This is a genomic window from Kribbella sp. NPDC026596 (genome assembly GCF_040638415.1).
GTDB lineage: Bacteria > Actinomycetota > Actinomycetes > Propionibacteriales > Kribbellaceae > Kribbella.
The window spans coordinates 1-21,734 of the sequence record NZ_JBEZYF010000067.1; the positions used below are offsets into that span (position 1 = coordinate 1).

The window sequence follows — 21,734 nt, forward strand, 5'->3', positions numbered from 1 at the left end:
CGACGAGGGAAGGCCGGGAGACAAAGCCCCATGACCACGCCGGCGCCGAAGGCCCGGCCAAAAGCACAGTCATGACGTCAGCCACCCCGGTTCGTCACCCGTGTGTGAGTGGTGGACATGAGCGTGGGTCTGGGATGCGTGGGGCGGGCCGTCGTACACGATGCGGCCGCGGCGGAGGACGACCGAGCGGTCGATCAGCGCGTCCATCGGGCCGAGGTCGTGGCTGACCATCACCACGGTGGTGCCGCGGGCGACCCGCTCGCGGATCGCGTCGGCGAAAATCTGCTGGCTGGCCAGGTCCACGCCGGCGGTCGGCTCGTCGAGGATCAGCAGCTCCGGATCGGATACCAGCGCACGGGCGATCAGGACCCGCTGCTGCTGCCCGCCGGACAGCTCGGCCACCCCGTCCTTGCGCCGGTCGGCCATGTCGACGATCTCGAGCGCCTGCTCGATCGCCTGTTTCCCGGCCGCTCCCAGCGGGGTGAACATCCGCCGCTTCGACAGCAGCCCGGACGAGACCACCTCGTACACGGTCGCGGGTACGCCGCCGGCTGCCGTGATGCGTTGCGGTACGTAGCCCACCCGGCGCCACTCGCGGAAGCGGGGGACCGGCGTACCGAAGAGGCGGACCTGCCCGCGCGCGGCCGGCAGCAGACCGACGATGGTCCGGATCAGCGTGGACTTGCCGGAGCCGTTGGTGCCGAGGACGGCGACCACCTCACCCTGGCGGATCTGCAGGTCGACGCCCCGGAGCACGAGACGACCGCCCAGGTCGACCGAGAGATCGGCGACCTGGACAGCCTTCGGGCCCGACTCACGAGTGGTCATGGGGCCTCCCGGCCTGGACTGAGGTGCGGAGGGAGCGAAGCGACTGGAGTGACGAGGGAAGGCCGGGAACCAGGGCCCCATGACCCCCCGCGCCGGAGGCGCGGCATCAGCACGGTCACGAGCAGCTGTTCGCCTTCCGGAGCTCCTGGAGGTTCTCCTGCATCAGGGTCAGGTAGGTCTCGTGAGAGTTGGCGTCGGACAACCCCTCGATCGGGCTCAGTACGGCGGTCTGCACGCCGACGTCCCGCGCGATCGTCTCGGCGACCTTCGGGCTGACCAGCTCCTCGTAGAAGATCGTGGTCACGTGCTGGGCCTTCACGATGTCCTGGACCTCCTTGATCCGGGCCGGGGTCGGCTCGGCGTCCGGGGTGAACCCGGCGATGCCGACCATCGTCAGACCGTATCGCTTCGCGAGGTAGGCGAAGGCCTGATGACTCGTCACGAAGGTCTTCAGCTTGCAGTCGGCCAGACCGGTCTTGTAGTCGGTGTCGAGCTTGCCGACCTGGGCCAGGAGAGCGTTGGCCCGGGTGTGGTAGCCCTCGGCGTTCGCGCTGTCGGTGGCGGCCAGCTTCTCCTCGACCGCCTTGACGACGTCGGCGTACCGGACCGGGTCGAGCCAGAAGTGCGGGTCGAGCGCGTCCTCGGTGTGCGCGGCCGGGGCCGCACCGCCGGGCTCCTCGTGCTCCTCGAAGTCGGCGCCGGTGGCCTCGAGCTTGGCCGCCGGCGCGACGTCGAAGCCGGCGTCCTTGGCGTTCTGGTCGACGGCCTCGTCGACGGCCGGCTGCAGGCCCTTCTCGTAGACGACCAGCTTCGCGCTGGCGACCGTACCGACCTGCTTGGGAGTGAGTTCGAGGTCGTGCGGTTCGACGCCCGGGGCGGTCAGGGTGGTGACATTCACGGCATCGCCCCCCACTGTGCGGGCGATGAACTCGAGCGGGTAGAACGAAGTCACGACGTCGAGCTTGCCGCTACCGGAGCCGCTGGCGGCCGAGCCGCTACATCCAGCAAGGGTGAGGGCGGCCAGGGCGGTGGCGCCGGCGACGACAGCACGAGCACTAGATCTCATGACAATCATTTTCATTTAACTGGAAGTGATTGTCAAAACAGGGAGTTGACCGATGGCCAGCCGTTCTGCCGGGCACCGCCGCGCCGACCACAGGAGCAACCGCAGGCGCCGGCTGGAAATTCCGCGCGGTCACGGGCACGGCCATGGTCACGGACACGGCGACCACGTGGTCGACACCTCGGTCGTGAACTCGGATGCGATCGTCGCCCGTCGCGTCCGGATAGTGGTCGCCGCGATCCTGATCCCGCTGATCACGGCTGCTGTGGTCACGATGATCGTGCTGTGGCCGGGCGGTGATCTGAAGGTCGCGTCGTACCAGACCGCGACCGCCCGCGGTGAGGTCACGGCGCTCAAGGCGTGCCCGGATCCGAAGGACAAGTGCGACGAGGCGACGGTCCGGCTCACCACCGGCCCGGACAAGGGAAAGGTGGTGCCGATCCAGGTCCCGCAGGCCGGCGCGACGCCGCTCCCGGTCAAGGTCGGTCAGTCGATCATGCTTGGGGTGCAGGACTCGCCGACTATCGCCAACCGGTACTCGTACGTCGATCACGACCGAAGCAAGCCGTTGTTGGTGCTGGCCTTGATCTTCGCGATCGCGGTCGTGGCGCTGTCGCGCTGGCGTGGTTTCGCGGCGCTGATCGCGCTCGCGGTGACCGCGGTGATGCTGACGCAGTTCATCCTGCCGGCGATCCTCACGGGCGAGAACGCGCTGGTGGTCGCGGTGGTGGGCGGCACGGTGATCATGGCGATAGCGCTGTTCCTGACGCATGGAATCAATGCGGAGAGTTCGATAGCGCTGTCCGGAACGATCGCGGCACTGGGGCTGACCGTGGTCCTCGGATGGTTCTTCACCAAGTTCTGTCAGCTGAGTGGCTTGGCCTCCGAGGGCGCCTCGGCGGCCAAGCAACTCGCGCCGACCATCGACCTGACCGGTTTGCTGGTGGCCGGCATGGTGATCGGTGCGCTGGGTGTGCTCGACGATGTCACCGTCACTCAAGCGGCGGCGGTCTGGGAGTTGTCCGCGGCGAACCCGGCCGCGACTCGGCGTGAGCTGATGGGCGCAGGTCTGCGGATCGGCCGTACCCACGTCGCTTCGGTGGTCAACACGCTCGTCCTCGCCTACGCCGGCGCCGCGTTGCCGACCCTGCTCGTCTTCGCGATCCAGGATCTTCCCGGCCGGATCGTCCTCTCCACCGAGACGGTCGCCATGGAAGTCGTCCGCGGCCTGGTCGGCAGCCTCGGCATCATCGCGGCGGTTCCGCTCACTACCGCCCTGGCCGCCATGGCCGTCGCGGACCGCTCGCGGAACCTGGTCACCGCCGAACCGGAACACATCCACAACGCCTAACCGAAAATCACCCCTTCCACACAGCCTGTCCGGCTCCTACAGTGCTGAATAGATCACAGAGAGTGCGCTTGCAATGATCTTCTGTGGCTCACGGGGCGAGGGAGCAGGCGCTGGCCAAGCGAATCGCCAAAGAGCGCGCTGGCTTGGCGATCGCCTGACCGCTCTGCGGCTGGAGCCCGTCGACTAGACCGCGGTGACTCTAGAGCCGATCGGCTAGACCGCCCGGGGTGCTCTGGTCAGGTCGGAGTAGTCGGGGAGTGGCACTGAGGTCAGCGCCTTGCCGGCGGCGTTCTGCGACCAGATGAACCGCTGCACCGCTATCGGCAGCTTCGGCACGGCCGCGGCCGCGATCGGCATGAGTCGCACTGCGCCAGGACCAGTGGGGATGATCGAGCGCATCACCCGCGGTCCGATGCCCCGGCTCAGATCGACCAGTCGGCGTATCGCCCTCTCGTAGTTCCGCAGGCCGGACGGCGGATCGCTGCGAGCCGCGGCCAGTTCACCGGCCAAGATGTACGCCGTCACCACCGCCAGGCTGGTGCCGCCACCCACGGCCGGGGCCGGGCAGAAGCCGGCGTCGCCGACGAGTGCGATCCGGCCGCGCTGCCAGGTATCGAGCGTGATCTGCGAGATCGAGTCGAAGTAGAAGTCATCGGCCGAGTCCAGGTGCTCGAGGAGCTGTGGCACCTTCCAGCCGTAGTCGCGGAACTCCTTGCGCAGCAGGGCTTTCTGCTCATCCTTGTCGCGGTAGTCGTAGCGCAACTCGTGCGGCGTCCGGAAGAGGAAGGTCGCTCGCTCCTGGCCGGTTTGGTGTACGCCGTACGCGCCGCACAGCCGGTCGACGCTCAGGTGACCGAGCATCCGGTCGCCGAGGCCGAGGACGGCCGGCATCGAGTACACCGCGAGGTAGCCGCCGAGTGGCCGGCGCATCGACTCCTCGGGGCCGAAGACGAGCCGGCGGACGTTCGAGTGCATGCCGTCGGCACCGATCACCAGATCGAACCGGCGTTCCTCGCCGGACTCGAACGACACGTCCACACCGGCACCGTCGTCGTTCAGGCTCGTGATCGAGTCGCCGAAGAGGTACTCGGTGCTGTCGCGGGTGGCGTCGTACAGGACCTTGGTCAGCTCGCCACGCAGGATCTCCACGTGGCCGCTGGCGATCCCGGCGTACAGGCGGCTCAGGTCGATGTGCACCGGACGCTTGCCGAAGCGCTCGATCGTCATCGACTCGATCCGGGTCCGGGCCGCCTCGATCGCGTCCCAGCGGCCCATCCGGCGCGCGACCTCGGAGGCCGGGCCGAACAGGTCGACGGCATGGCCGCCGAGACCGTGCCGCATCGCCGGCGTGCGCTCGACGATCGTCGGCTCGAAACCGTAGCGGTGCAGCCAGTAGGCGAGCACCGGACCGGCCACGCTCGCGCCTGAGATCAGGACCTTCATGACGACCCCTTTCGATTCGCTTACTTAACGGAAGGTAAGCAATCCGGCGCGGCGTTGTCAATGGCTTACTTACCGGAAGGTCAGCTAATCTTCCGGGTATGCCGAGACAACGGACCGGAGACACCCGGGCGCGGATCCAGCAGGTCGCGCTCGAGCTGTTCACCGAGCAAGGTCTGCAGCAGACGAGCCTGCGCGACATCGCCGACCGCCTCGGCGTGACCAAGCCGGCGCTCTACTACCACTTTGCTTCGCGCGAGGACCTGCTGAACAGCCTGGTCCAGCCGATGATCGAGGACTTCGAGGCGTACGCCGCCGAGCAGCAGGAAGCCGCGCCCGTCGAGACCCGTGAGCTCCTCGGGTCGTACTTCGATCTCGCCTACAAGCACCGGATTCTGATCCAGCTCGCGATCCGCGACCTGTCCGTGCTGCAGGAGCTCAAGCTCGCGATCCGCTTCATCGAGTGGCGCCAGCAACTGACAGAGCTCCTGATCGGCACATCCCCATCTCTGTCCGACCAGGTCCGGGCCATGGTGGCCATCGGTGGCCTGTCCGACTGTGCGGTGATGATCGACCACGTCCCGGTCACCGAGCTGCGGACGGCCGCCGTCGACGCGGCGTACGACAGCCTGGGTCGTTCGTGATCAACCGTTTGCGATACGGGACACCGCGAACAACAGGATGACGAGGATCGAGAAGATCCGGAGCAGCCGGGGTCCGGTCGTGACGACCGGCCAGGACAGGAAGCCGAGCCAGGCCAGCAGCAACGCCAGCAGGATCAGGGCGGGGATGGCGACGGGTAGGGGCGCGAACACGCCGGCCAGCGCGAGCACCAGGGTGATCCCGGGCAGGGTGAGCTTCGGCATGCCGTGCAGCCGCGCCACATACGGGTAGCTGAACTTCGTGATCCGCTGCCGGAGCGGACTCACCGGCTGACTGCTGGGGGAGCTCATTACCCCATTGTTCCAGGTCTTAGGGTGGGCTCGTGTTCGTGGTGATCAGGTTCCGGGTGGCAGAGGCCGAGCAGGCGGAGTTCGCCGTACGGGCGCAGGCCGCGGTCGACGTCCTGGCGCAGCAGAAAGGGTTCGTGGCGGCGCAGGTCGGGCGGAATGTCGATGACCCGGAGTTGCTGGCGCTGAACCTGGAGTGGGAGAACGTCGGCAGTTACCGTCGGGCGTTGTCGCCGTACGACGTGAAGCTGACCGCCGTGCCGCTGCTGTCCCAGGCGATCGACGAGCCGACCGCCTACGAAGACCTCGCCGCGATGCTTCCATAGCACGGATGCGACGGCGAGCGCCCTGGACCGATAGCCTGGACCCTTCCGTATTGCAACTGCCTGTTCTGGAGTCTAAAAGTGCCCGTCGAAACCGTCGATGCCGTCGTCAGCCTCAGTAAGCGGAGAGGCTTCGTCTACCCGTGCGGCGAGATCTACGGCGGTACCAAGTCGGCCTGGGACTACGGGCCGCTCGGCGTCGAGCTGAAGAACAACATCCGGAACCAGTGGTGGCGGGCGATGGTGACGAGTCGTGACGACATCGTCGGCCTGGACTCGTCGGTGATCCTGCCGACCAAGGTCTGGGAGGCCTCCGGCCACCTGTCCGAGTTCGTCGACCCGCTGACCGAGTGCCAGTCGTGCCACAAGCGGTTCCGCGACGACCACCTGCGCGAGGACTACGCCCGCCGGAAGAACAAGGACGCCGACGAGGTCAAACTCGCCGAGATCGCCTGCCCGAACTGCGGGAACAAGAACACCTTCACCGAGCCGCGGATGTTCAACGGCCTGCTGAAGACCTACCTCGGCCCGGTCGAGTCCGAGGAGGGCCTGCACTATCTGCGCCCGGAGACCGCACAGGGCATCTTCATCAACTTCGCGAACGTGATGGGCACCGCCCGGAAGAAGCCGCCGTTCGGCATCGCCCAGGTCGGCAAGAGCTTCCGCAACGAGATCACCCCGGGCAACTTCATCTTCCGGACCCGCGAGTTCGAGCAGATGGAGATGGAGTTCTTCGTCGTGCCGGGCAGCGACGAGGAGTGGCACGAGTACTGGCTGAAGACTCGCTGGGACTGGTACACGGGCCTCGGTCTGAACCCGGACAACATGCGCTTCTACGAGCACCCGCAGGAGAAGCTGAGCCACTACTCGAAGCGCACCGTCGACATCGAGTACAAGTTCAACTTCGGCGGCAAGGAGTTCGACGAACTCGAGGGCATCGCGAACCGGACCGACTTCGACCTGTCCACGCACTCCAAGCACTCCGGCGCCGACCTGTCGTACTTCGACCAGGAGAAGGGCGAGCGCTGGACGCCGTACGTGATCGAGCCGGCGGCCGGCCTGACTCGCAACGTGCTCGCGTTCCTGCTCGACGCCTACACCGAGGACGAGGCGCCGAACGCCAAGGGCGGCGTGGACAAGCGGACGGTGCTGCGCTTCGACCCACGGCTCGCGCCGGTCAAGGCCGCCGTACTGCCGTTGTCCCGTAACGCCGACCTGTCGCCGAAGGCTCGCGATCTGGCCACCGAGTTGCGGAAGAACTGGAACGTCGACTTCGACGACGCCGGCGCGATCGGCCGCCGCTACCGCCGGCAGGACGAGATCGGTACGCCGTACTGCATCACCGTCGACTTCGACACCCTCGACGACCAGGCGGTGACGATCCGGGAGCGTGACTCGATGAAGCAGGAGCGGGTCGCCCTGACCGAGGTCACCGGCTACCTCGCCCAGCACCTGGTGGGTTGCTGACGATGGTGCTGTCGGGGCAGCGGTTGCGCTTCGGGCTGGCCGTTTTCGGCCTGTCCGCACTCGCGGTGTTCCTGCTGTCTGCTTGCTCGGACAGCAAGCCCGAGGCTGGTTCCACGCCTTCGACCGGGTCGTCGTCATCTTCGAGTGCGCCGATCCCGACCGCGTCGACGCCCGCCTTGACTCCACTGCCGACGCCGTCGAAGCCGTGGCCGACTCCGAAGGTGACCGGCGCGCCGGAGAACGACGCGCCGCTGGCCGACCGGATCCGGTTCGCGATCGCCAAGCAGGCGCAGATCGCGGCCGGCAAGGCCGCCACCACGACCGTGAAGTGCCCCGGCATCGAGACCGCCGAGACACCCGGGAAGCACGAGCTGACCTGCACGGTCACGTACGCTGGGAAGCCGTACAGCGGGACGCTGACGATCGACGCGAAACAGTACAGCGCGTCGTACAAGTTCACCTCCGAATCGGTAGCCATCGTTCGGGCGAAGGTGGTCGACGCGGTCCTGCGGACGGTGACGGACGCGGCGAAGGTCACCTGCACGATGGATGATGTTGCCGTGGTCAAGCATTCCGACGCTGGTATCGCCTGCGACGTGACGACGACGGCGAACGCCGTACAGCCTTACAAGGCACAGGTTTCGGGCAACGGCCAGGTCCTGGTTGCAAAGGCTAGTTGAGATGCTTCCCCCACCCCACCACCCCGGTCGCACGCTGAAGTTGGGCAACCTCACGATCGACACACCCGTGGTGCTGGCGCCGATGGCCGGCATCACGAACGCGGCGTACCGGCGGCTGTGCGCCGAGCAGGGCGCCGGGCTGTACGTGTGCGAGATGATCACGTCGCGCGGGATCGTCGAGGGTGACCAGAAGTCGCTCGACATGCTGACGTTCGACTCGCGTGAGACGGTCCGCTCGGTGCAGTTGTACGGCGTGGATCCCATGTATATCGGGCGTGCGGTGCAGATTCTCTGCGACGAGTACGGCGTCGCGCATATCGATCTGAACTTCGGGTGCCCGGTGCCGAAGGTGACGCGCAAGGGCGGTGGCGCGGCCCTCCCGTGGAAGCGCAACCTGCTCGGCGCGATCCTGCGGTCGGCGGTGCACTCGGCGACGCCGTACGGCGTACCCGTCACGATGAAGACGCGGATCGGGATCGACCAGGATCACCAGACGTATCTCGACGCCGGGCGGATCGCGTCGGACTCCGGAGCCGCGGCGATCGGGCTTCATGGGCGTACGGCGGCGCAGGCGTACTCGGGTCAGGCGGACTGGTCCGCGATCGCTGCCCTCGTGGAGCATGTGGACATCCCGGTGCTCGGCAACGGCGACATCTGGGAGGCCGGCGACGCGCTCCGGATGGTCGCCGAGACAGGTTGCGCCGGCGTCATCGTCGGCCGCGGCTGCCTCGGCCGCCCGTGGCTCTTCCGCGACCTGGCCGCCGCCTTCGCCGGCGGCGAGACCCTCAACCTCCCGACGCTCGGCGAGGTAGCCACCGTCATGCGCCGCCACGGGGAGTTGCTGGCGGATCTGATGGGGGAGCCGCGCGGCCTCCGCGACTTCCGCAAACACGTCCCCTGGTACTTGAAGGGTTTCCCTGCCGGCGGCGAACTCCGCGCCGCCCTCGGCATGGTCGAATCCCTTGCCCAGTTGGACGATCTGCTCGCCCAGCTAGACCCCAGCGTCCCCTTCCCTGTCGCCGAACTCGGCGCTCCCCGAGGCCGACAGGGCAGTCCCCGAGACCACATCGTCCTCCCGCAAGGCTGGCTGGACGACACCGACGGCCTGACCGCCGACCTGGCCGACGCAGAAATCGGCGTCTCCGGCGGCTGAGCCCCCGCCTTCGGTGGCGGCAGTTCTTTCGGCTCCGCAGGGTCCGGAAGTCGGGGGCTTCTATGCCTTGGCGGGGCCGTGAACAAGTTATGACCTGTTCAAGGTCCCCGCCATGCGGACGAGGCCACCCTTTGCGGCTTATGTACCTTGACGGTTACGTACACCAGTGGTTACCCTCGAAGGGTGGAAGCTGTTTTGCGGGCGTTGGCTGATGACGGGCGACGGACCTTGGTAGAGGCCTTGGCTTCGGGGCCGGCCACGGCGGGGGAGTTGGCGGCGCTGTTGCCGATTGCGCGGCCCGGGGTTTCGCGGCATCTGCGGGTGCTGCGGGAGGCGGGGCTGGTGGAGAGTCGGCAGGAGGCGCAGCGGCGGGTGTACAGCTTGCGGTCCGAGCCGTTCGCCGAGCTCGACGAATGGCTGGGGCGTTATCGCAGTCTCTGGGAGCAGCGGCTGGACGCCCTCCACACCGAGATCGCCAGGGGCAAGCGAGGGAGTAACAGATGACGAGCAATGCAGGTCAGGGCGGTCGCGTCCTGGGTCACCTGGGAGTGGCCGACGGTACAGGTGTCGTACGCGTCCAGGACCGGTACGACACCGACATCGACGATCTGTGGTCGTCGATCACCGACCCCGAGCGACTGGCCCGGTGGTACGGCAAGGTCGAAGGTGACCTGCGTCCTGGTGGGGCCTTCACCGTGTACCTCGAGTCCGCCGACCTGGAGAGCATCGGGCGCGTCGACACCTGCGAACCACCGCGGCGACTCGAGGTCACCACCAGGGAATCGGACGAGTCCGCCCAACGAGGCAACGGCCCGCAACCCTTCGAGCAAACCATCGAAGCCACGCTCACCGCCGCCGGCCCGCACACCGTCCTGACCATCGAGATCCGCGGCCTGCCCCTCGACAAGATCGAGTACTACGGCGCCGGCTGGCAGATCCACGCCGAGAACCTCGCCGCCTACCTCACCCACCAGGAATCCACCAACACCGAGTCCCGCTGGTCCGAACTCGTCACCACCTACCAACAGCTGGCCTCCACCATCCGCTGAACCGAGGAACCGCGACCGGCCCCGAACCGCCCGCCGGTGGGCTTCGTCCGCGCCTGGTCTGCCCGCGATGGGATATCCCCTCGCGGGGCTGCGGCTGCGGGGACAGCTTGGGTCGCCGTGTGTTTCCGCGACGTTTCTTCCTGCCGATCCCTTGACCTGGCCATCGGATCTCGGCCACCTTGGTTCGCAATGGATTTACGAGTCATTTCCGAACCTGGTTCGTAAAGGGGTGCCGTGGCCATCGTGATCGGGGTTGTCACGCATGTGACGCACCAGGAGTTGTTTCACGATGCCGCGAGTACGCTCCGGGGCGTCGATCTGGAGTGGGTCAGCTACGACCACGAGGACGAGGTCCGCGACAAGGTCGCCGAGTTCCTCGGGACCACCCGGCTCGACGGGTTCCTGGCCGGTCCGGTCCCGTATACGGCCAGCCGTGAACTGCTCCCGCCCGGCCTGCCGGTTGGCGTGATTCGATCGTCGGCGCTCGACCTGACCCTCGCGCTCTACCGCGCCCAGGAGCGTGGCTGGGGTCGTACGCCGATCAGCATCGACACCTTTCCGGCCGAGGCGGTCGAGGCGGTCGCGACCGCACTCGAGCTCGACCAGGACCAGATCGATTGCTTGCCCTATGCACCGACCCAGTCGGTCGAGGACATCGTCGAGTTCCACCGTTCCGCGTATCACCGGTTCGGCGACCGCAGCTACGTGATCAGCGTGCGCGCCGCCGTACGTGAACTGCTCGACGGCCAGATCCCGATCATGAGCGGTATGCCGGTGCCGGCGACCATCCGGACCGAGTTGCACGAGCTCGCGCTGCGGATCGAGTCGGAGCAGGCGAGCGCCCAACGGTTCGCGGCCGGGGTCTTCCTCAGCTCGCAGTCCGCGGACGAGGAGCGGGCCCGGATCGGCCTGATGAATCTGTTGCTCAACACCCCCGAGTTCGCCGGCGCCTGGATCGAGAACCGTGGCCGGCGTGGCGTTGTCGTCTTCGCTCACAAGGCTTTGTTCGAGCGCATCACCCGCAACTGGGTCGCCGTACCAGCTCTGGCCGAGGCAGCCGCGGCGCTCGGCGTACAGGTCTCGGCCGGCTTCGGCGTCGGCGTGTCCGCCCGCAGTTGCGTCCTGCTCGCCGAGCAGGCGGCTGCCCGGGCCGAGCTCTCGAGCGAGCCTTGTGCGTATCTGTTCGAGGACAGCGGTGTGATCATCGGCCCGATGGGACCGGCCGGTGAGGCGCTGCGCTACTCCTACCGCGAGCACGGCGAGGACGTCGAACAGCTCGCGAAGTACGTCGGTCTCAGCGCCGTGACTGTGTCACGGCTAGCGGCGCTGGACCACGAACTGGAAGGCCGCGCGCTCTCGCCTGGAGAGCTCGCCGGCCATCTCGGCATCACGGATCAGAGCGGGCGCCGACTGATCCGCACTCTCGACGCGGGCGGCCTGGTGAGCGTCGAGGGCACCGCACAGCACCATCCGAAGGGACGCCCTACCCGTCTGTACCGACTACGCGTCGCCCAAGCGTTGAAGGGACAATCATGGAGCTCAACCGCCGCCAGATCCTGAAGTACGCCGGCCTCGTGTCCGAGCCGCTCGGTCCGGATGTCCTCGTCACGGTCCGCATCGACGGCGAGCTGCTGAAGGCCCGCATCCCCACGCCGTTCTCGTTGGGGCACGACAGCACGGTGTACGTCGGCTTCAACCCGGATCGCCTGCACTTGTTCGCTGCCGCCGACGGCACTGCCCTGCGAGCACCACAGCTTGCGTGAAGCAACCCCCATCGAGAGGAATGCTCTTGAGAGACCTTGAGAACGCGACCGTCGAGGTCGAGTTGCCGGATGACTTCGACGACTTCTGGGCGGCCGGCTTGGCGGACTGTGCGTCGTACCCGCTGGATCCTGTACTGACCGAGATGCCGTCGCTATCCACGGACGAAGTGATTGTCTACGATCTGCGCTACACGAGTTACGGCGGTCTGCGGATCGCCGGCTGGTATACCATTCCGCGCGAGGGATCCGCGCCGTACCCGGCACTGGTCACGATCCCCGGGTACATCTCCGAGCCGACCATCCCGAAGGAGTGGTCCGAGCTCGGGTACGCCGCACTCGCGGTGGCGCCCCGGGGCAAGCTCCGATCGAACACCGTGTTCAACCCGGGCTACCCCGGTCTGCTGATTCACAACATCGTCGACCACAACACCTACGGGTATCGCGGGTTCTACCTCGACGTGGTGCGCGCGGTCGAGGTGTTGCTCGATCGTCCGGAAGTCGACAATCTGCGGATCGGACTACAGGGATCGAGTCAGGGCGGTGGGCTCGGGATCAGTACGGCCGCACTGCTGCCTGACGTGATTCGTTGCGTTGCGGCGGGAGCGCCGTACCTGTGCGGGATCATGACGGCGCCGACGCTCACCCGGTCGTATCCGTACGAGGAGATCAACGAGTACCTGCGGCTGCACCCGAAGGACGCCGACCGGGTTCGGGAGTCGGTCGCGTACTACGACGGGCTCAACTTCGCGCCGAAGGTGCAGGCGCCGACGCTGCTGTATCTCGGGCTCGAGGACGACGTGTGTCCACCGGAGACCGGGTTCGCGCTGCATCGGGTGCTGACGTGTGAGAAGACATTGCACACGTACCCGAACTGCGCACATCACGCCGGACTGCCCGGAGTGATGCGGATCGTGGAGGACTTCCTTGCCGAACACCTCAAGCCGGGACGGTGACCGATGAACTTCGCTGACTACTGGGCGGTCGTCGACGAGGAGCTGGCCGCGATTCCTGGTCGGCCCGTGGTCGACCTGGTGCCGCAACGGGTCACGGCCGAGGCGACGAGCTACACCGTCCGGCTCACCAGCACCGGGCCGTACCGGGTGTTCGGGCATCTCAGCATCCCCACCGGTGACGGCCCGTTCCCCGCGCTGCTGCAGACGCCGCGCTACGGGAGCGTCAACCACGTCCCCCATCCGAACGACCGCAGCCGGTACGTCGTACTCGGCCTGATGCACCGTGGTCAGCGCCTGGCCGACGAGGGGTTCTCGGCGGCGTATCCGGGATTGTTGACAATGGGCATCGATGACCCGGCGTCGTACATCTATCGCGGGATCGCGGCGGACTGCTTGCGGGCGGCCGAGTTCTTGATGAGCCTGTCGGAGGTGGATCCCGCGCGAGTGGCCGTGAGTGGGGACGACCTGGCGGTGCTGACGGCGGCGCGGCGGCCCGGGTTCAGTGCGGTCCGGGTGACGGAGTTGCTGTTCTACCGGGCGATGGAGGCGCGGCTGAGGTCCAGTCACTACCCGCTCGAGGAGCTCAACGACTACCTGCGCGCGGGCTCCTCCCCGGAGATTGTTGACAATACGATTGCGTACTTCGATCCCGCCCGGCACGCGCCCGCGGTCACCGGCCGGTCGTTGGTCGCCGTCGAGGATCCCGATTGGTGTGCGTCGCTGATCGAGGCCCTGCCGGCCGCGGACGTCTATCAGCTGACCCACCTCGACGGCACCGACAACGACTTCCTCGACGCCTGGCTGTCCGAACTCTCCGGCGTCCCACCCCTCTCGAGGTTCATCACCACATGACCACCCCAGCCGGGGAGGCTTTCGGCGGGACCACACCAGCCCGGGAGGCTTTCGGCGGGACCACACCAGCCCGGGAGGCTTTCGGCATGACCACCTCACCCCGGAGGCTTTCGGCATGATCACTGCAGCCCGGAGGTGTCCGGCATGACCAATCCGTTCGGGGTGCGTTCCGTCATCAACGCATCCGCCACTTTGACGGTGCTCGGTGGGTCGTTGATGCCGCCGCCGGCGCTGAAGGCGATGGCTGACGCGGCCGCGCACTTCGTCGACCTGCCCGAACTGCACGACCGTGTCGGCGAACGCTTGGCCGAGCTCACCCACAACGAGGCGGCCTGCGTGACCTCGGGGGCTGCGGCGGCGATCACCCTCACCGTCGCGTCGTGTATCGGCGAGCCGGCGCAGGCGTTCCCGGCCGACGCCGAGGTGGTCATGTTCGCCGGCCAACGCAACGGGTACGACTACTCCGCCCGCATCACGGGTGCGCGCATCGTCGAGATCGGTCCGTCGATCGCCGAGCTGCAGGAGGCGCTGGTACGACGTCCCGCGTGCGTACTGTGGTTCGCCGGAGCCCACCTGGCCACCGGCGCGCTGCCGATCGAAGACGTCGTCCGAGCCGCCCGCGAACTCGACCCACCCGCCCCCAACACCTCGACCTCCAGCAGCTCGACCTCCAACAGTCCGACCGCCAACGGCGCGACCTCCAGCAGCCCAGCCCCCAATAACCCTAGCCCCGGCAGCCCGGCCCCCAATAGCTCGGCCCCCAACAGTCCGACCCGCAACAGTCCGACCCTCGTTGGGTCGGCGGCTGTGCCGGTGATTGTTGATGCGGCTGCTCAGATTCCTCCTACGTCTTCGCTGTGGCGGTTCACTCGTGACGTCGGGGCGGATGCGGTGATCTTCAGTGGCGGGAAGGGGCTGCGTGGACCGCAGGCCAGTGGGTTGGTGCTGGGGAAGCAGTGGATTGTCGACAGGTGCCGGGCCCATGCGTCGCCGAATCAGGAGATCGGGCGCGGGATGAAGGTCGGCAAGGAAGAACTGCTCGCGTTGCTCGCCGCGGTCGAGTGGACGCTCGAGCAGGACGAGGAGGCCGTCATCGCGGGCTACGAGCAGATTGTCGACAGGTGGATTGTCGGCCTCAGTGGGTTGCCGGGCGTGGTGGTCGCGCGCGGGTATCCGAGTGAGGCGGGCCAACCGCACGGGCGCGCCATCGTCCGATTGTCGACAACCTGCAAATGGACACGGGATGCGCTCGTACAGGCGTTGTGGGATGGGGATCCGCGGATCGCGGTCGGCACGTTCCGCGTACCCGACGACTCGATCGCGCTCAACCCGCAGACGCTGGAGCCGGGAGAGGACACAGTGGTTCTCGATGCCCTGGTCAGGTTGCTGAGCCGTGTCTCGTGAACCTGTACGGCCTAAGCTCTGGGGATGGCGAGCAAGCCGGATGAAACGCGTGACGGGGTTGACCTGACCAACCTGGACCAGCCGCTGTTCGACGGGGCGGACGCGACCAAGCGGGATCTGGTCGACTACCTGGACGCGGTGCACGAGCGGATCCTGCCTGAGTTGCGGAACCGGCCGTTGTCGGTGATCCGGATTCGGCCGGGCCAGCCGGCGTTCATGCAGAAGAACGTGCCCAAGTACACGCCTGACTGGGTGAAGACAGTGCCGGTGTGGGCGGAGGCGTCCAAGCGGGAGGTGTCGTACGCGTTGTGCGACGACCGGCGGACGCTGCTGTGGTTCGCCAATCAGCGGGCGGTCGAGTACCACCCGACGCTGGTGCGCGCCGACCGTTGGGACCACGTCACGCATCTCGTGCTGGACCTCGACCCGCCTGAAGGTGACGAGACGTTCTCGAAGGCGGTGCAGGCGGCGTTCCTGGTCCGGCAGGCGCTGACCGACGCCGGGCTGACGGGTGCGGTCAAGACCAGCGGCGCGAAGGGTGTGCACGTCATCGTTCCGATCGCCGATTCGGTGTCGACCGAGGACGCCGCGGCCGCGACCCGTGCGATCGCGGCCCGAGCTGAGCGGATCGACCCGGACGTGGCGACCACGGCGTACATCAAGGAGGACCGGCACGGGAAGGTCTTCGTCGACTCGACGCGCTCCGGTGGCGCGACGGTCGTTGCCGCGTACAGTCCGCGCGTCAGGCCTGGTACGCCGGTGTCGTTCCCGGTCGGGTGGGACGACCTGGACCGCGTCACGCCGCGCGACTTCACCGTCCGCACAGCAGTCGACCAACTCGGCGACGCTGACCGCTGGGCCGACCAACTCCCAGCACCCCAAACCCTCCCCGAAGACCTCCTTGAGGAAGGCCGAGGCATCCCCATCGCCCGCGTAATAGCCATGCATGAAGGCAAACGCCGCAAACGAGCCCGCGAAGCCGCCGAACACCCCAAGCCAGAGGAATAGGTCCTAGTGTCGCGTGTCGTTAGTTCCTGAACGGTTGGGTTCTTGAGATCACGGGGTATGGCGAGTCGTGCTGCTCCTGCGGTGGTGTTGGGTGATGGTGATCGGGAACCGAGATAGCCGAGCTCGATGCCGATCAGGTGCTTGACCAGCCCCAGCAGGTTGGTGCCGGCCGGCGTACGTCACGCTCGTCGAGCCCGTCCAGCACGGACACCAACCGATCTCTCGACGCCTGCAAGTAGCGCCGCAACTCCACGGCAAGGTCGGTTCCCGCGCGGCCTCCGATCGTTCATGGTCGACACCGTACGTCCCGCCACCGACAGCGCGCCACGGTCCGCGGAACCGGAGAAAGGACGGCGCTCACGCGGCCGGGGGGCCAATTCGCTGTGGTAATCTCAACGTCGCAGGCGCGGGTTCGAACCCGGTCGTAGGGCGCAGCGGCACAGCAAGCCGAAAGGGCAAGGCCCACCTACTTCAAGACCGAAGAGGGAGCGCCATGCCCAAGCTCGAAACCTACAAGAAGCAGGCGAAACTGCTCGTTCGCTGGCACCGCGAAGGGAACTTCTCGATCGGCGGTCGCATCCGACAGCTCGCGCGCTATCGCACGTTGTCCGACCGCGAAGCACTCGCGCTGAAGTTTCCCCTCACCGAAGCCCAAGAGATCATCGCCCTCGAAGCGGGCTGCGCCAGCTGGGCCGAACTCAAGGCGAGCACGGAAGCGGCCCCGCCCACCGGCGAGCAGCCGGAGACTCAGGACACGGCAGTCGCGCGCGCCAAACCGGTGCTGTACGTCGCCGACGTCGATGCCTCGGCCACGTTCTATCGGGACCAGCTCGGCTTCCGGATCGACTTCTTGCACGGCAACCCGCCGTTCTACGGATCGGTGTCGCGCGACGGCGCGACCCTGCACCTGAAGTTCGTACACGAGCCGGTGTTCGCGGGCGGTGCCGCGGAACGAGAGGGGCTCATCATGGCGTTCGTCGATACGCCGAACGTCCGCGAACTTTACACGGAATATCTGGCCGCTGACGCCGAGATCGTGCAGAAGCTGACCAAACAAGCGTGGGGCGGCACCGACTTCATCGTGCGCGACCCGGACGGCAACGCGATCGCGTTCGTCGGCTGAGGCTCGACGCGGCGAAGCGTGACCGGTTGCGGTCAATTGTGGTCAGTACGGCGAACTCCGCCGGTTTGCGCCGCCGTACGGTTCCAACCCGTTGCTCCGGCGACCTATTCTGGTGGTCGTGCGTACGACGGCCACCTTGTGCATGGCACTCTTCGCCATCACGATCGCTCTGGTTGACGACGAGCTCTAGTGGCGCGGATTTGACGCTGTTGGACGGTTCGCCTTGTTGAGGATCTGTGCGGCGGTTTTGGTCCAGATGAATGGGTGGGCGCGCTTGTTCCAGCCCTCGATGTAGGCGCGGAGCTTGCAGTTGAGGTCTTGGACCGATTTGAACACCCTGCGTCGCACTGCTTGGCGTTCGACCAGGCCGAACCAGACCTCTACGAGGTTCATCCAGGAGGCGTGGGTCGGGGTGAAGTGGACCTTGAACCTCGGGTTCTTCGCCAGCCATTGGCGGACGTTCTTGTGCTTGTGGGCGGCGCAGTTGTCCATGACCAGGTGCAACTCGACCGGCTCCCGGGTCTGCGGATCGATGGCGTCGCGGTAGGTCCGCTCGATCTGGCGCAGGAAGGCGAGGAACTCCTGGTGGCGGTGCTTGGGCTTCAGCGCCGCGGCCACCTGGCCAGTGGCGATCTCCAGGGCCTCGGCCTTCCACGGCTTGATCCCGTACGCCTTCCACGCCCGGGCCACGCTCTTGTGACTGATCTTGAGCTCACCGGCCAGCAACCGCGACGACCACTGTGTGACCCCGAGCTTCTTCGGCGGCGGCGTCAGCGTCGCGGTCACCACCGCCCCATGATCCACCTCACGGGGCCGTCCGGAACGGTCACGATCTTCCAGACCGGCCACACCACGAGCCAGATACCAGACCCGCCTTCACCGACCGCGACCGCAACCAGCCCTCAAGCAACTCCTGATCATCATCGCCCAACACCACCGCAGGAGCAGCACGATTCGCCATACCCCGTGATCTCGAGAACCCAACCGTTCAGGAACTAACGACACGCGACATTAGCTCTCGACGGCAGTGGTTAGGTCGAGGGCGCGTTGGCGGATGTCCGGGTGTGGGTGGTTGCGTAGGGCATGTAGTTGGTGGCGCCATTCGGGGGGCCAGCCGGCGCGGGGGGCTGCGGCTGCGATGAGGGCGTGGGCCAGGAGGCCGGAGGGTAGGTCGGTGGCTTGGGTCAGTGGGGTGGCGATGGCCAGGAGGGTTGGCGGGGTCCAGGCCGGCTCGGTTGCTGCGAGGCGGTTGCGGACCAACTCGGCGGCGGCCAGGGCGGCGAGCGGGCGATTGTCGACGATCTGACGCAACTCGGTCAGTTCGGCTGCCAGGCGCGAGGCCTGCAGAGCGGTGATCAGGAGTTCCAGGCGGAGCTGGAGGAAGTCTGGGCCGGTCAGCTCGGAAGCGATCGGCTTGAGGACTTGGCGGGTCTGTTCCGATCGGCCGGTCAGTTGGGTCGACAGGCGGCGTACCAGGAGGGTCAGGCGTTGGCGGGCGGGGTGGTCGCGGTCTGCGGTGGCGTTCGGTAGGTGCGGGTCGGCCTCGAGGCGGACCAGCGATCGGACCACGTCGATCAGGTCGTCCAAGCCGTCGGGCGGGTTGGTGGCCACGATGCCGACGAGTGCGGTGACGGCGTCGGACCAGATGGCGCTTCGGTTCGTCAGATCGGTGATGAAGTCGGCGCAGACGCGGGCCGCGGCGCGGTTGTAGCGGGCCCACTGCTGCAGCGCGAGCAGGGCCGGCCCGACGACTTCCGGCTCGCTCCGGGTCGTGACCGCGATCAACAGGTCCGCATACCGCGATCGGTAGGCGGTCGGTACGGCGTACGCCCGTCGCTCGGTCAGTACGACGGCCGTCGCCGCCGAGTCGTGGACAGCCTGCTCCAGCACCGCCCACGCGGCCGCGTCGTAGAGCAGGTACTGCGACACCGTGCTGGCGATCGCTGCCCGCACATCCCGATGCGCGGTCGGCCACGCCTCGGTCAGGATGGCGCCGGCGCCCGGCGCGCGCAGCTCTCCGAGTAGCCGGACGGCCTCCTTCCGGGAGGTCACTTTGGCGCCGTCCCCGGTCAGCAGCGGCTGCAGCAGGCGAGGCAGCAGACTCGGCCGAACATACCGTGCCGCGCGGGAGGCGGCGTACATCGCGACTCTCGCGCGATCGTCACCGGCGTGCGCGAGCAGCAACGGCAGAGCGAAATCCGGCCGATCGGTCCACGCCAGCGCGGCGAGCGCCGCCTCCTGAAGCAGGACATCGTCACTATCGAGGAACTGCTGCAGAACAGCCCCAGGTATGTGTCCCAGCGCCTTGACGGCCGAAGCCCGGTACCACTCGGGCATCCGTTCGTCACGGGCAGCACCGACGAGAAGCTCGGCGTACCGCGTCTGCTGGCGAGGGAGCCAGACCCGTACGGCGTAGTCCGGAACGTCCCAGGCCGGGCTGTTCCGGTCGAAGCGGCGGATCTGGTCCGCAGCGGCGAACACCGGGTCGAGAAGGTCGGTGTGGATCTCGGTGACCACCCACCAGACCGGATGCCAGCGAGCCATCCGGACATCGCGGTCGATGATCTGCGCAGTCCGGTCGTGACGCGTCCGCGGCGGATCCAGCCAGTACCTGCAGGCTTGCTGAACGGTGTTCTCCTGCTGCTCCGACCAGACAGCCTGCTCGAGCACCTCGTGCAGATGGGTCAGAGACCAGCCCCGGCGACCGAACGCGGCGGCCACGGCGAAAGCCAGCCCGAACTCGTTGCGCTTGGCCGCAGCCTCGATGGACGGCCGGAGTACGTCGTACACCTCGGTCTCACGGCCTCGGGGGAGACCGTCGATCAGCCCGTACAGGCTGAGCGAGCCACGGTTCTCGGACAACCGCGCATGCGCCCGTAAACCCCAGTCCAGCAACGCGGATCGGTTGCCCAGGGCACCTTGTACGACGGCATGCTCGGCCAGCGTGGCGAGCGCCCGCCGGGTCGCCCACGAGGTGTCCCGCGCCTCCAGGGCGTCGGTGAGCAGAGCCTGCAGCTGATCGACATGGTCGTCGCCGAGCAGCGACCGAGGTACGGCGGACAACGCATCGAGCACCGCCACCCGGACGCCGTCGCGGTCGTTGCGAACGCGCTCCGCCGCCCAGGTCAGGGCACTCGCCAGCTGGTCGCTCCGCCGTGACCGCCCCGCCGCGCGAATCACCGCGCGGTAGACACCGGCCCGGTAGTCCGCGTCCGGTCGTCGTACCTCAGACTCGAGTGCCGCGAAGGCCTCGTTGTACGGAAGGTGAGCCAGCACCCGCCAGCGGTAGAGCGTGTCCTCGGCGACGGCCGGGAGGTCGAGCATCCGCCGGGCCTGCTCGTGCCGCATCGCCCGCGGGAGGACGTCGAGCAGTTCGTCGGACAGCACGGCTTGGCCGAGGTCGACCGAGCTGGTGACGGCCTCGAAGATCGTCGTACGTCGAGACGGCGCCAGCTCGCGCAGGAGCTCAGTGAGATCCGGCCAGAGGACGCGACCGAGCGCAGTCAGTTCGTCGTTGGTATACCGGTGCAGGCGACGACGGAATGCCGGCGTCAACGCCTTCCCGACCACGACCTGCCGGTCGGGTGCGAGGACCAGCGCCAGCACCCGAGCCGGGTCGCGATCGGTCAGCCGGCCGAGGATGCCGAGCACCGCGACCGGGAGATCATGCGGCGGGATCGCCTGCTCGATGAGCGCGAGAACGGTGTCCGGGGCAACGTCGAGCGCGGCCGTGACACCGTGGCCGACACCGCGCCACCACTCGTCGCGGTCCTCGCCAGTCGGGAGCGTCCGCGTCGCGTACGCGAGCACCACTTCGGTATACCGAATGGCGAGCCGCCGCCAGCTCCCAGGCGTCATGCAATACGCCAGCTCGGGCAGCAGGCGCTCGACGGTCGTCCGGTCGGTGGCTTCGAGCAGGCCGGCGGCGGCCTCGTCGCCCCAGCGGGCCCGGTGCTCGTCGATGAGGCGGGTGGCGAGGTGCTCGCGCCGCGTCCGCCGTACCAGGGAGACGAGTTTGGTCCGCAGTGCCGCGGGTGCGTCGTCGTACAGGATCCGGAGGTCGTCGTCGGACACGGGTACACCTCGGGACACGGCGGCCAGCGCTCGGCTCTGGACCGCCGGCTCGGGGTCGCGCAGCATCCTGGTGACGTACGACGTCTCGCGCGCGGCCTCGGCGATCTGGAGACCGAGTGTCCGCTCGAACGCATCGCCCCGGCCCAACTCGTCGAGAAGCCCGGTCAGTTGTTGCGCCCGGCCACCGAGCAGCCGCGCCCGTTGCCCGTACGAGAGACCGTCGATCGACCGCAGTAGCTCACTCGCACGCATG

20 protein-coding genes and 1 pseudogene are annotated in these 21,734 nt (G+C 67.5%); 15 read left to right on the forward strand and 6 right to left on the reverse strand.

Annotated elements, in window-relative coordinates; all coding sequences use genetic code 11:
• Nucleotides 1–69: 69 nt before the first annotated feature.
• Nucleotides 70–828, reverse strand: a complete 759-nt coding sequence (locus AB0E63_RS37020) for a metal ABC transporter ATP-binding protein (protein WP_360376630.1) — start codon at nt 826–828, stop codon at nt 70–72.
• 115 nt (nt 829–943) lie between these two features.
• Nucleotides 944–1,894 (reverse strand): metal ABC transporter substrate-binding protein, encoded by a 951-nt coding sequence (locus AB0E63_RS37025; RefSeq protein ID WP_360376632.1) that lies wholly within the window; start codon nt 1,892–1,894, stop codon nt 944–946.
• Nucleotides 1,895–1,946: 52 nt separating this feature from the next.
• Between AB0E63_RS37025 and AB0E63_RS37030 the strand changes: the two genes are divergently transcribed.
• Nucleotides 1,947–3,242, forward strand: a complete 1,296-nt coding sequence (locus tag AB0E63_RS37030; protein ID WP_360376635.1) for a YibE/F family protein — start codon at nt 1,947–1,949, stop codon at nt 3,240–3,242.
• Nucleotides 3,243–3,455: 213 nt separating this feature from the next.
• On the opposite strand, the gene AB0E63_RS37035 is transcribed toward AB0E63_RS37030, so the two are convergent.
• On the reverse strand, nt 3,456–4,685 hold the full coding sequence (locus AB0E63_RS37035) for an FAD-dependent monooxygenase (protein WP_360376637.1): 1,230 nt from the start codon (nt 4,683–4,685) through the stop codon (nt 3,456–3,458).
• A gap of 98 nt (nt 4,686–4,783) precedes the next feature.
• Here AB0E63_RS37035 and AB0E63_RS37040 point away from each other — a divergent pair, with 98 nt between their 5' ends.
• The gene (locus tag AB0E63_RS37040; RefSeq protein ID WP_360376640.1) at nt 4,784–5,326 is read left to right on the forward strand and encodes a TetR/AcrR family transcriptional regulator; all 543 of its coding nucleotides are present in this window, start codon (nt 4,784–4,786) and stop codon (nt 5,324–5,326) included.
• On the opposite strand, the gene AB0E63_RS37045 is transcribed toward AB0E63_RS37040, so the two are convergent.
• A complete protein-coding gene (locus AB0E63_RS37045) occupies nt 5,327–5,635 on the reverse strand; it encodes a DUF6703 family protein (protein WP_360376643.1) in 309 nt (102 codons plus the stop codon).
• A 32-nt stretch (nt 5,636–5,667) separates the two neighbouring features.
• On the opposite strand from AB0E63_RS37045, the gene AB0E63_RS37050 reads away from it, so the two are divergent.
• From AB0E63_RS37050 to AB0E63_RS37110, 13 genes are all read left to right on the forward strand, one after another.
• Complete coding sequence (locus AB0E63_RS37050) at nt 5,668–5,958, forward strand: antibiotic biosynthesis monooxygenase family protein (protein ID WP_360376645.1); 291 nt, start codon at nt 5,668–5,670, stop codon at nt 5,956–5,958.
• Between the two features lie 78 nt (nt 5,959–6,036).
• Nucleotides 6,037–7,422 carry a glycine--tRNA ligase gene (locus AB0E63_RS37055; RefSeq protein ID WP_360376648.1) on the forward strand — a complete coding sequence of 462 codons (1,386 nt, stop codon included), beginning with the start codon at nt 6,037–6,039 and terminating at the stop codon, nt 7,420–7,422.
• A 2-nt stretch (nt 7,423–7,424) separates the two neighbouring features.
• Nucleotides 7,425–8,102 (forward strand): hypothetical protein, encoded by a 678-nt coding sequence (locus tag AB0E63_RS37060; RefSeq protein ID WP_360376650.1) that lies wholly within the window; start codon nt 7,425–7,427, stop codon nt 8,100–8,102.
• A gap of 1 nt (nt 8,103) precedes the next feature.
• Nucleotides 8,104–9,255, forward strand: a complete 1,152-nt coding sequence (gene dusB / locus AB0E63_RS37065; protein WP_360376652.1) for a tRNA dihydrouridine synthase DusB — start codon at nt 8,104–8,106, stop codon at nt 9,253–9,255.
• 183 nt (nt 9,256–9,438) lie between these two features.
• Complete coding sequence (locus tag AB0E63_RS37070; protein WP_360376654.1) at nt 9,439–9,759, forward strand: metalloregulator ArsR/SmtB family transcription factor; 321 nt, start codon at nt 9,439–9,441, stop codon at nt 9,757–9,759.
• Nucleotides 9,756–10,304, forward strand: coding sequence for an SRPBCC domain-containing protein (locus tag AB0E63_RS37075; protein WP_360376657.1), 549 nt, complete (start codon nt 9,756–9,758; stop codon nt 10,302–10,304). Before AB0E63_RS37070 ends, AB0E63_RS37075 begins: the two co-directional genes overlap by 4 nt.
• Nucleotides 10,305–10,538: 234 nt before the next feature.
• Nucleotides 10,539–11,864 carry a hypothetical protein gene (locus tag AB0E63_RS37080; RefSeq protein WP_360376659.1) on the forward strand — a complete coding sequence of 442 codons (1,326 nt, stop codon included), beginning with the start codon at nt 10,539–10,541 and terminating at the stop codon, nt 11,862–11,864.
• Nucleotides 11,837–12,067, forward strand: a complete 231-nt coding sequence (locus AB0E63_RS37085) for a TOBE domain-containing protein (protein WP_360376662.1) — start codon at nt 11,837–11,839, stop codon at nt 12,065–12,067. The genes AB0E63_RS37080 and AB0E63_RS37085 overlap by 28 nt, the downstream gene beginning before the upstream one ends.
• A 26-nt stretch (nt 12,068–12,093) precedes the next feature.
• Entirely contained in the window at nt 12,094–13,020 is a 927-nt protein-coding gene (locus tag AB0E63_RS37090; protein WP_360376665.1) for an acetylxylan esterase, read from the forward strand.
• A 3-nt stretch (nt 13,021–13,023) separates the two neighbouring features.
• Nucleotides 13,024–13,872 carry an acetylxylan esterase gene (locus AB0E63_RS37095; protein WP_360376668.1) on the forward strand — a complete coding sequence of 283 codons (849 nt, stop codon included), beginning with the start codon at nt 13,024–13,026 and terminating at the stop codon, nt 13,870–13,872.
• Between the two features lie 144 nt (nt 13,873–14,016).
• Nucleotides 14,017–15,276, forward strand: a complete 1,260-nt coding sequence (locus tag AB0E63_RS37100; protein ID WP_360376670.1) for a hypothetical protein — start codon at nt 14,017–14,019, stop codon at nt 15,274–15,276.
• A gap of 24 nt (nt 15,277–15,300) precedes the next feature.
• Entirely contained in the window at nt 15,301–16,284 is a 984-nt protein-coding gene (gene ligD / locus AB0E63_RS37105; RefSeq protein WP_360376673.1) for a non-homologous end-joining DNA ligase, read from the forward strand.
• A 493-nt stretch (nt 16,285–16,777) separates the two neighbouring features.
• A complete protein-coding gene (locus AB0E63_RS37110; protein ID WP_360376676.1) occupies nt 16,778–17,407 on the forward strand; it encodes a glyoxalase superfamily protein in 630 nt (209 codons plus the stop codon).
• Nucleotides 17,408–17,593: 186 nt separating this feature from the next.
• Here AB0E63_RS37110 and AB0E63_RS37115 read toward each other — a convergent pair.
• Together AB0E63_RS37115 and AB0E63_RS37120 are read right to left on the reverse strand one after the other, a co-directional pair.
• Nucleotides 17,594–18,368, reverse strand: a pseudogene (locus AB0E63_RS37115) (transposase).
• Between the two features lie 50 nt (nt 18,369–18,418).
• Nucleotides 18,419–21,733 carry a hypothetical protein gene (locus AB0E63_RS37120; RefSeq protein WP_360376679.1) on the reverse strand — a complete coding sequence of 1,105 codons (3,315 nt, stop codon included), beginning with the start codon at nt 21,731–21,733 and terminating at the stop codon, nt 18,419–18,421.
• Nucleotide 21,734 lies beyond the last annotated feature (1 nt).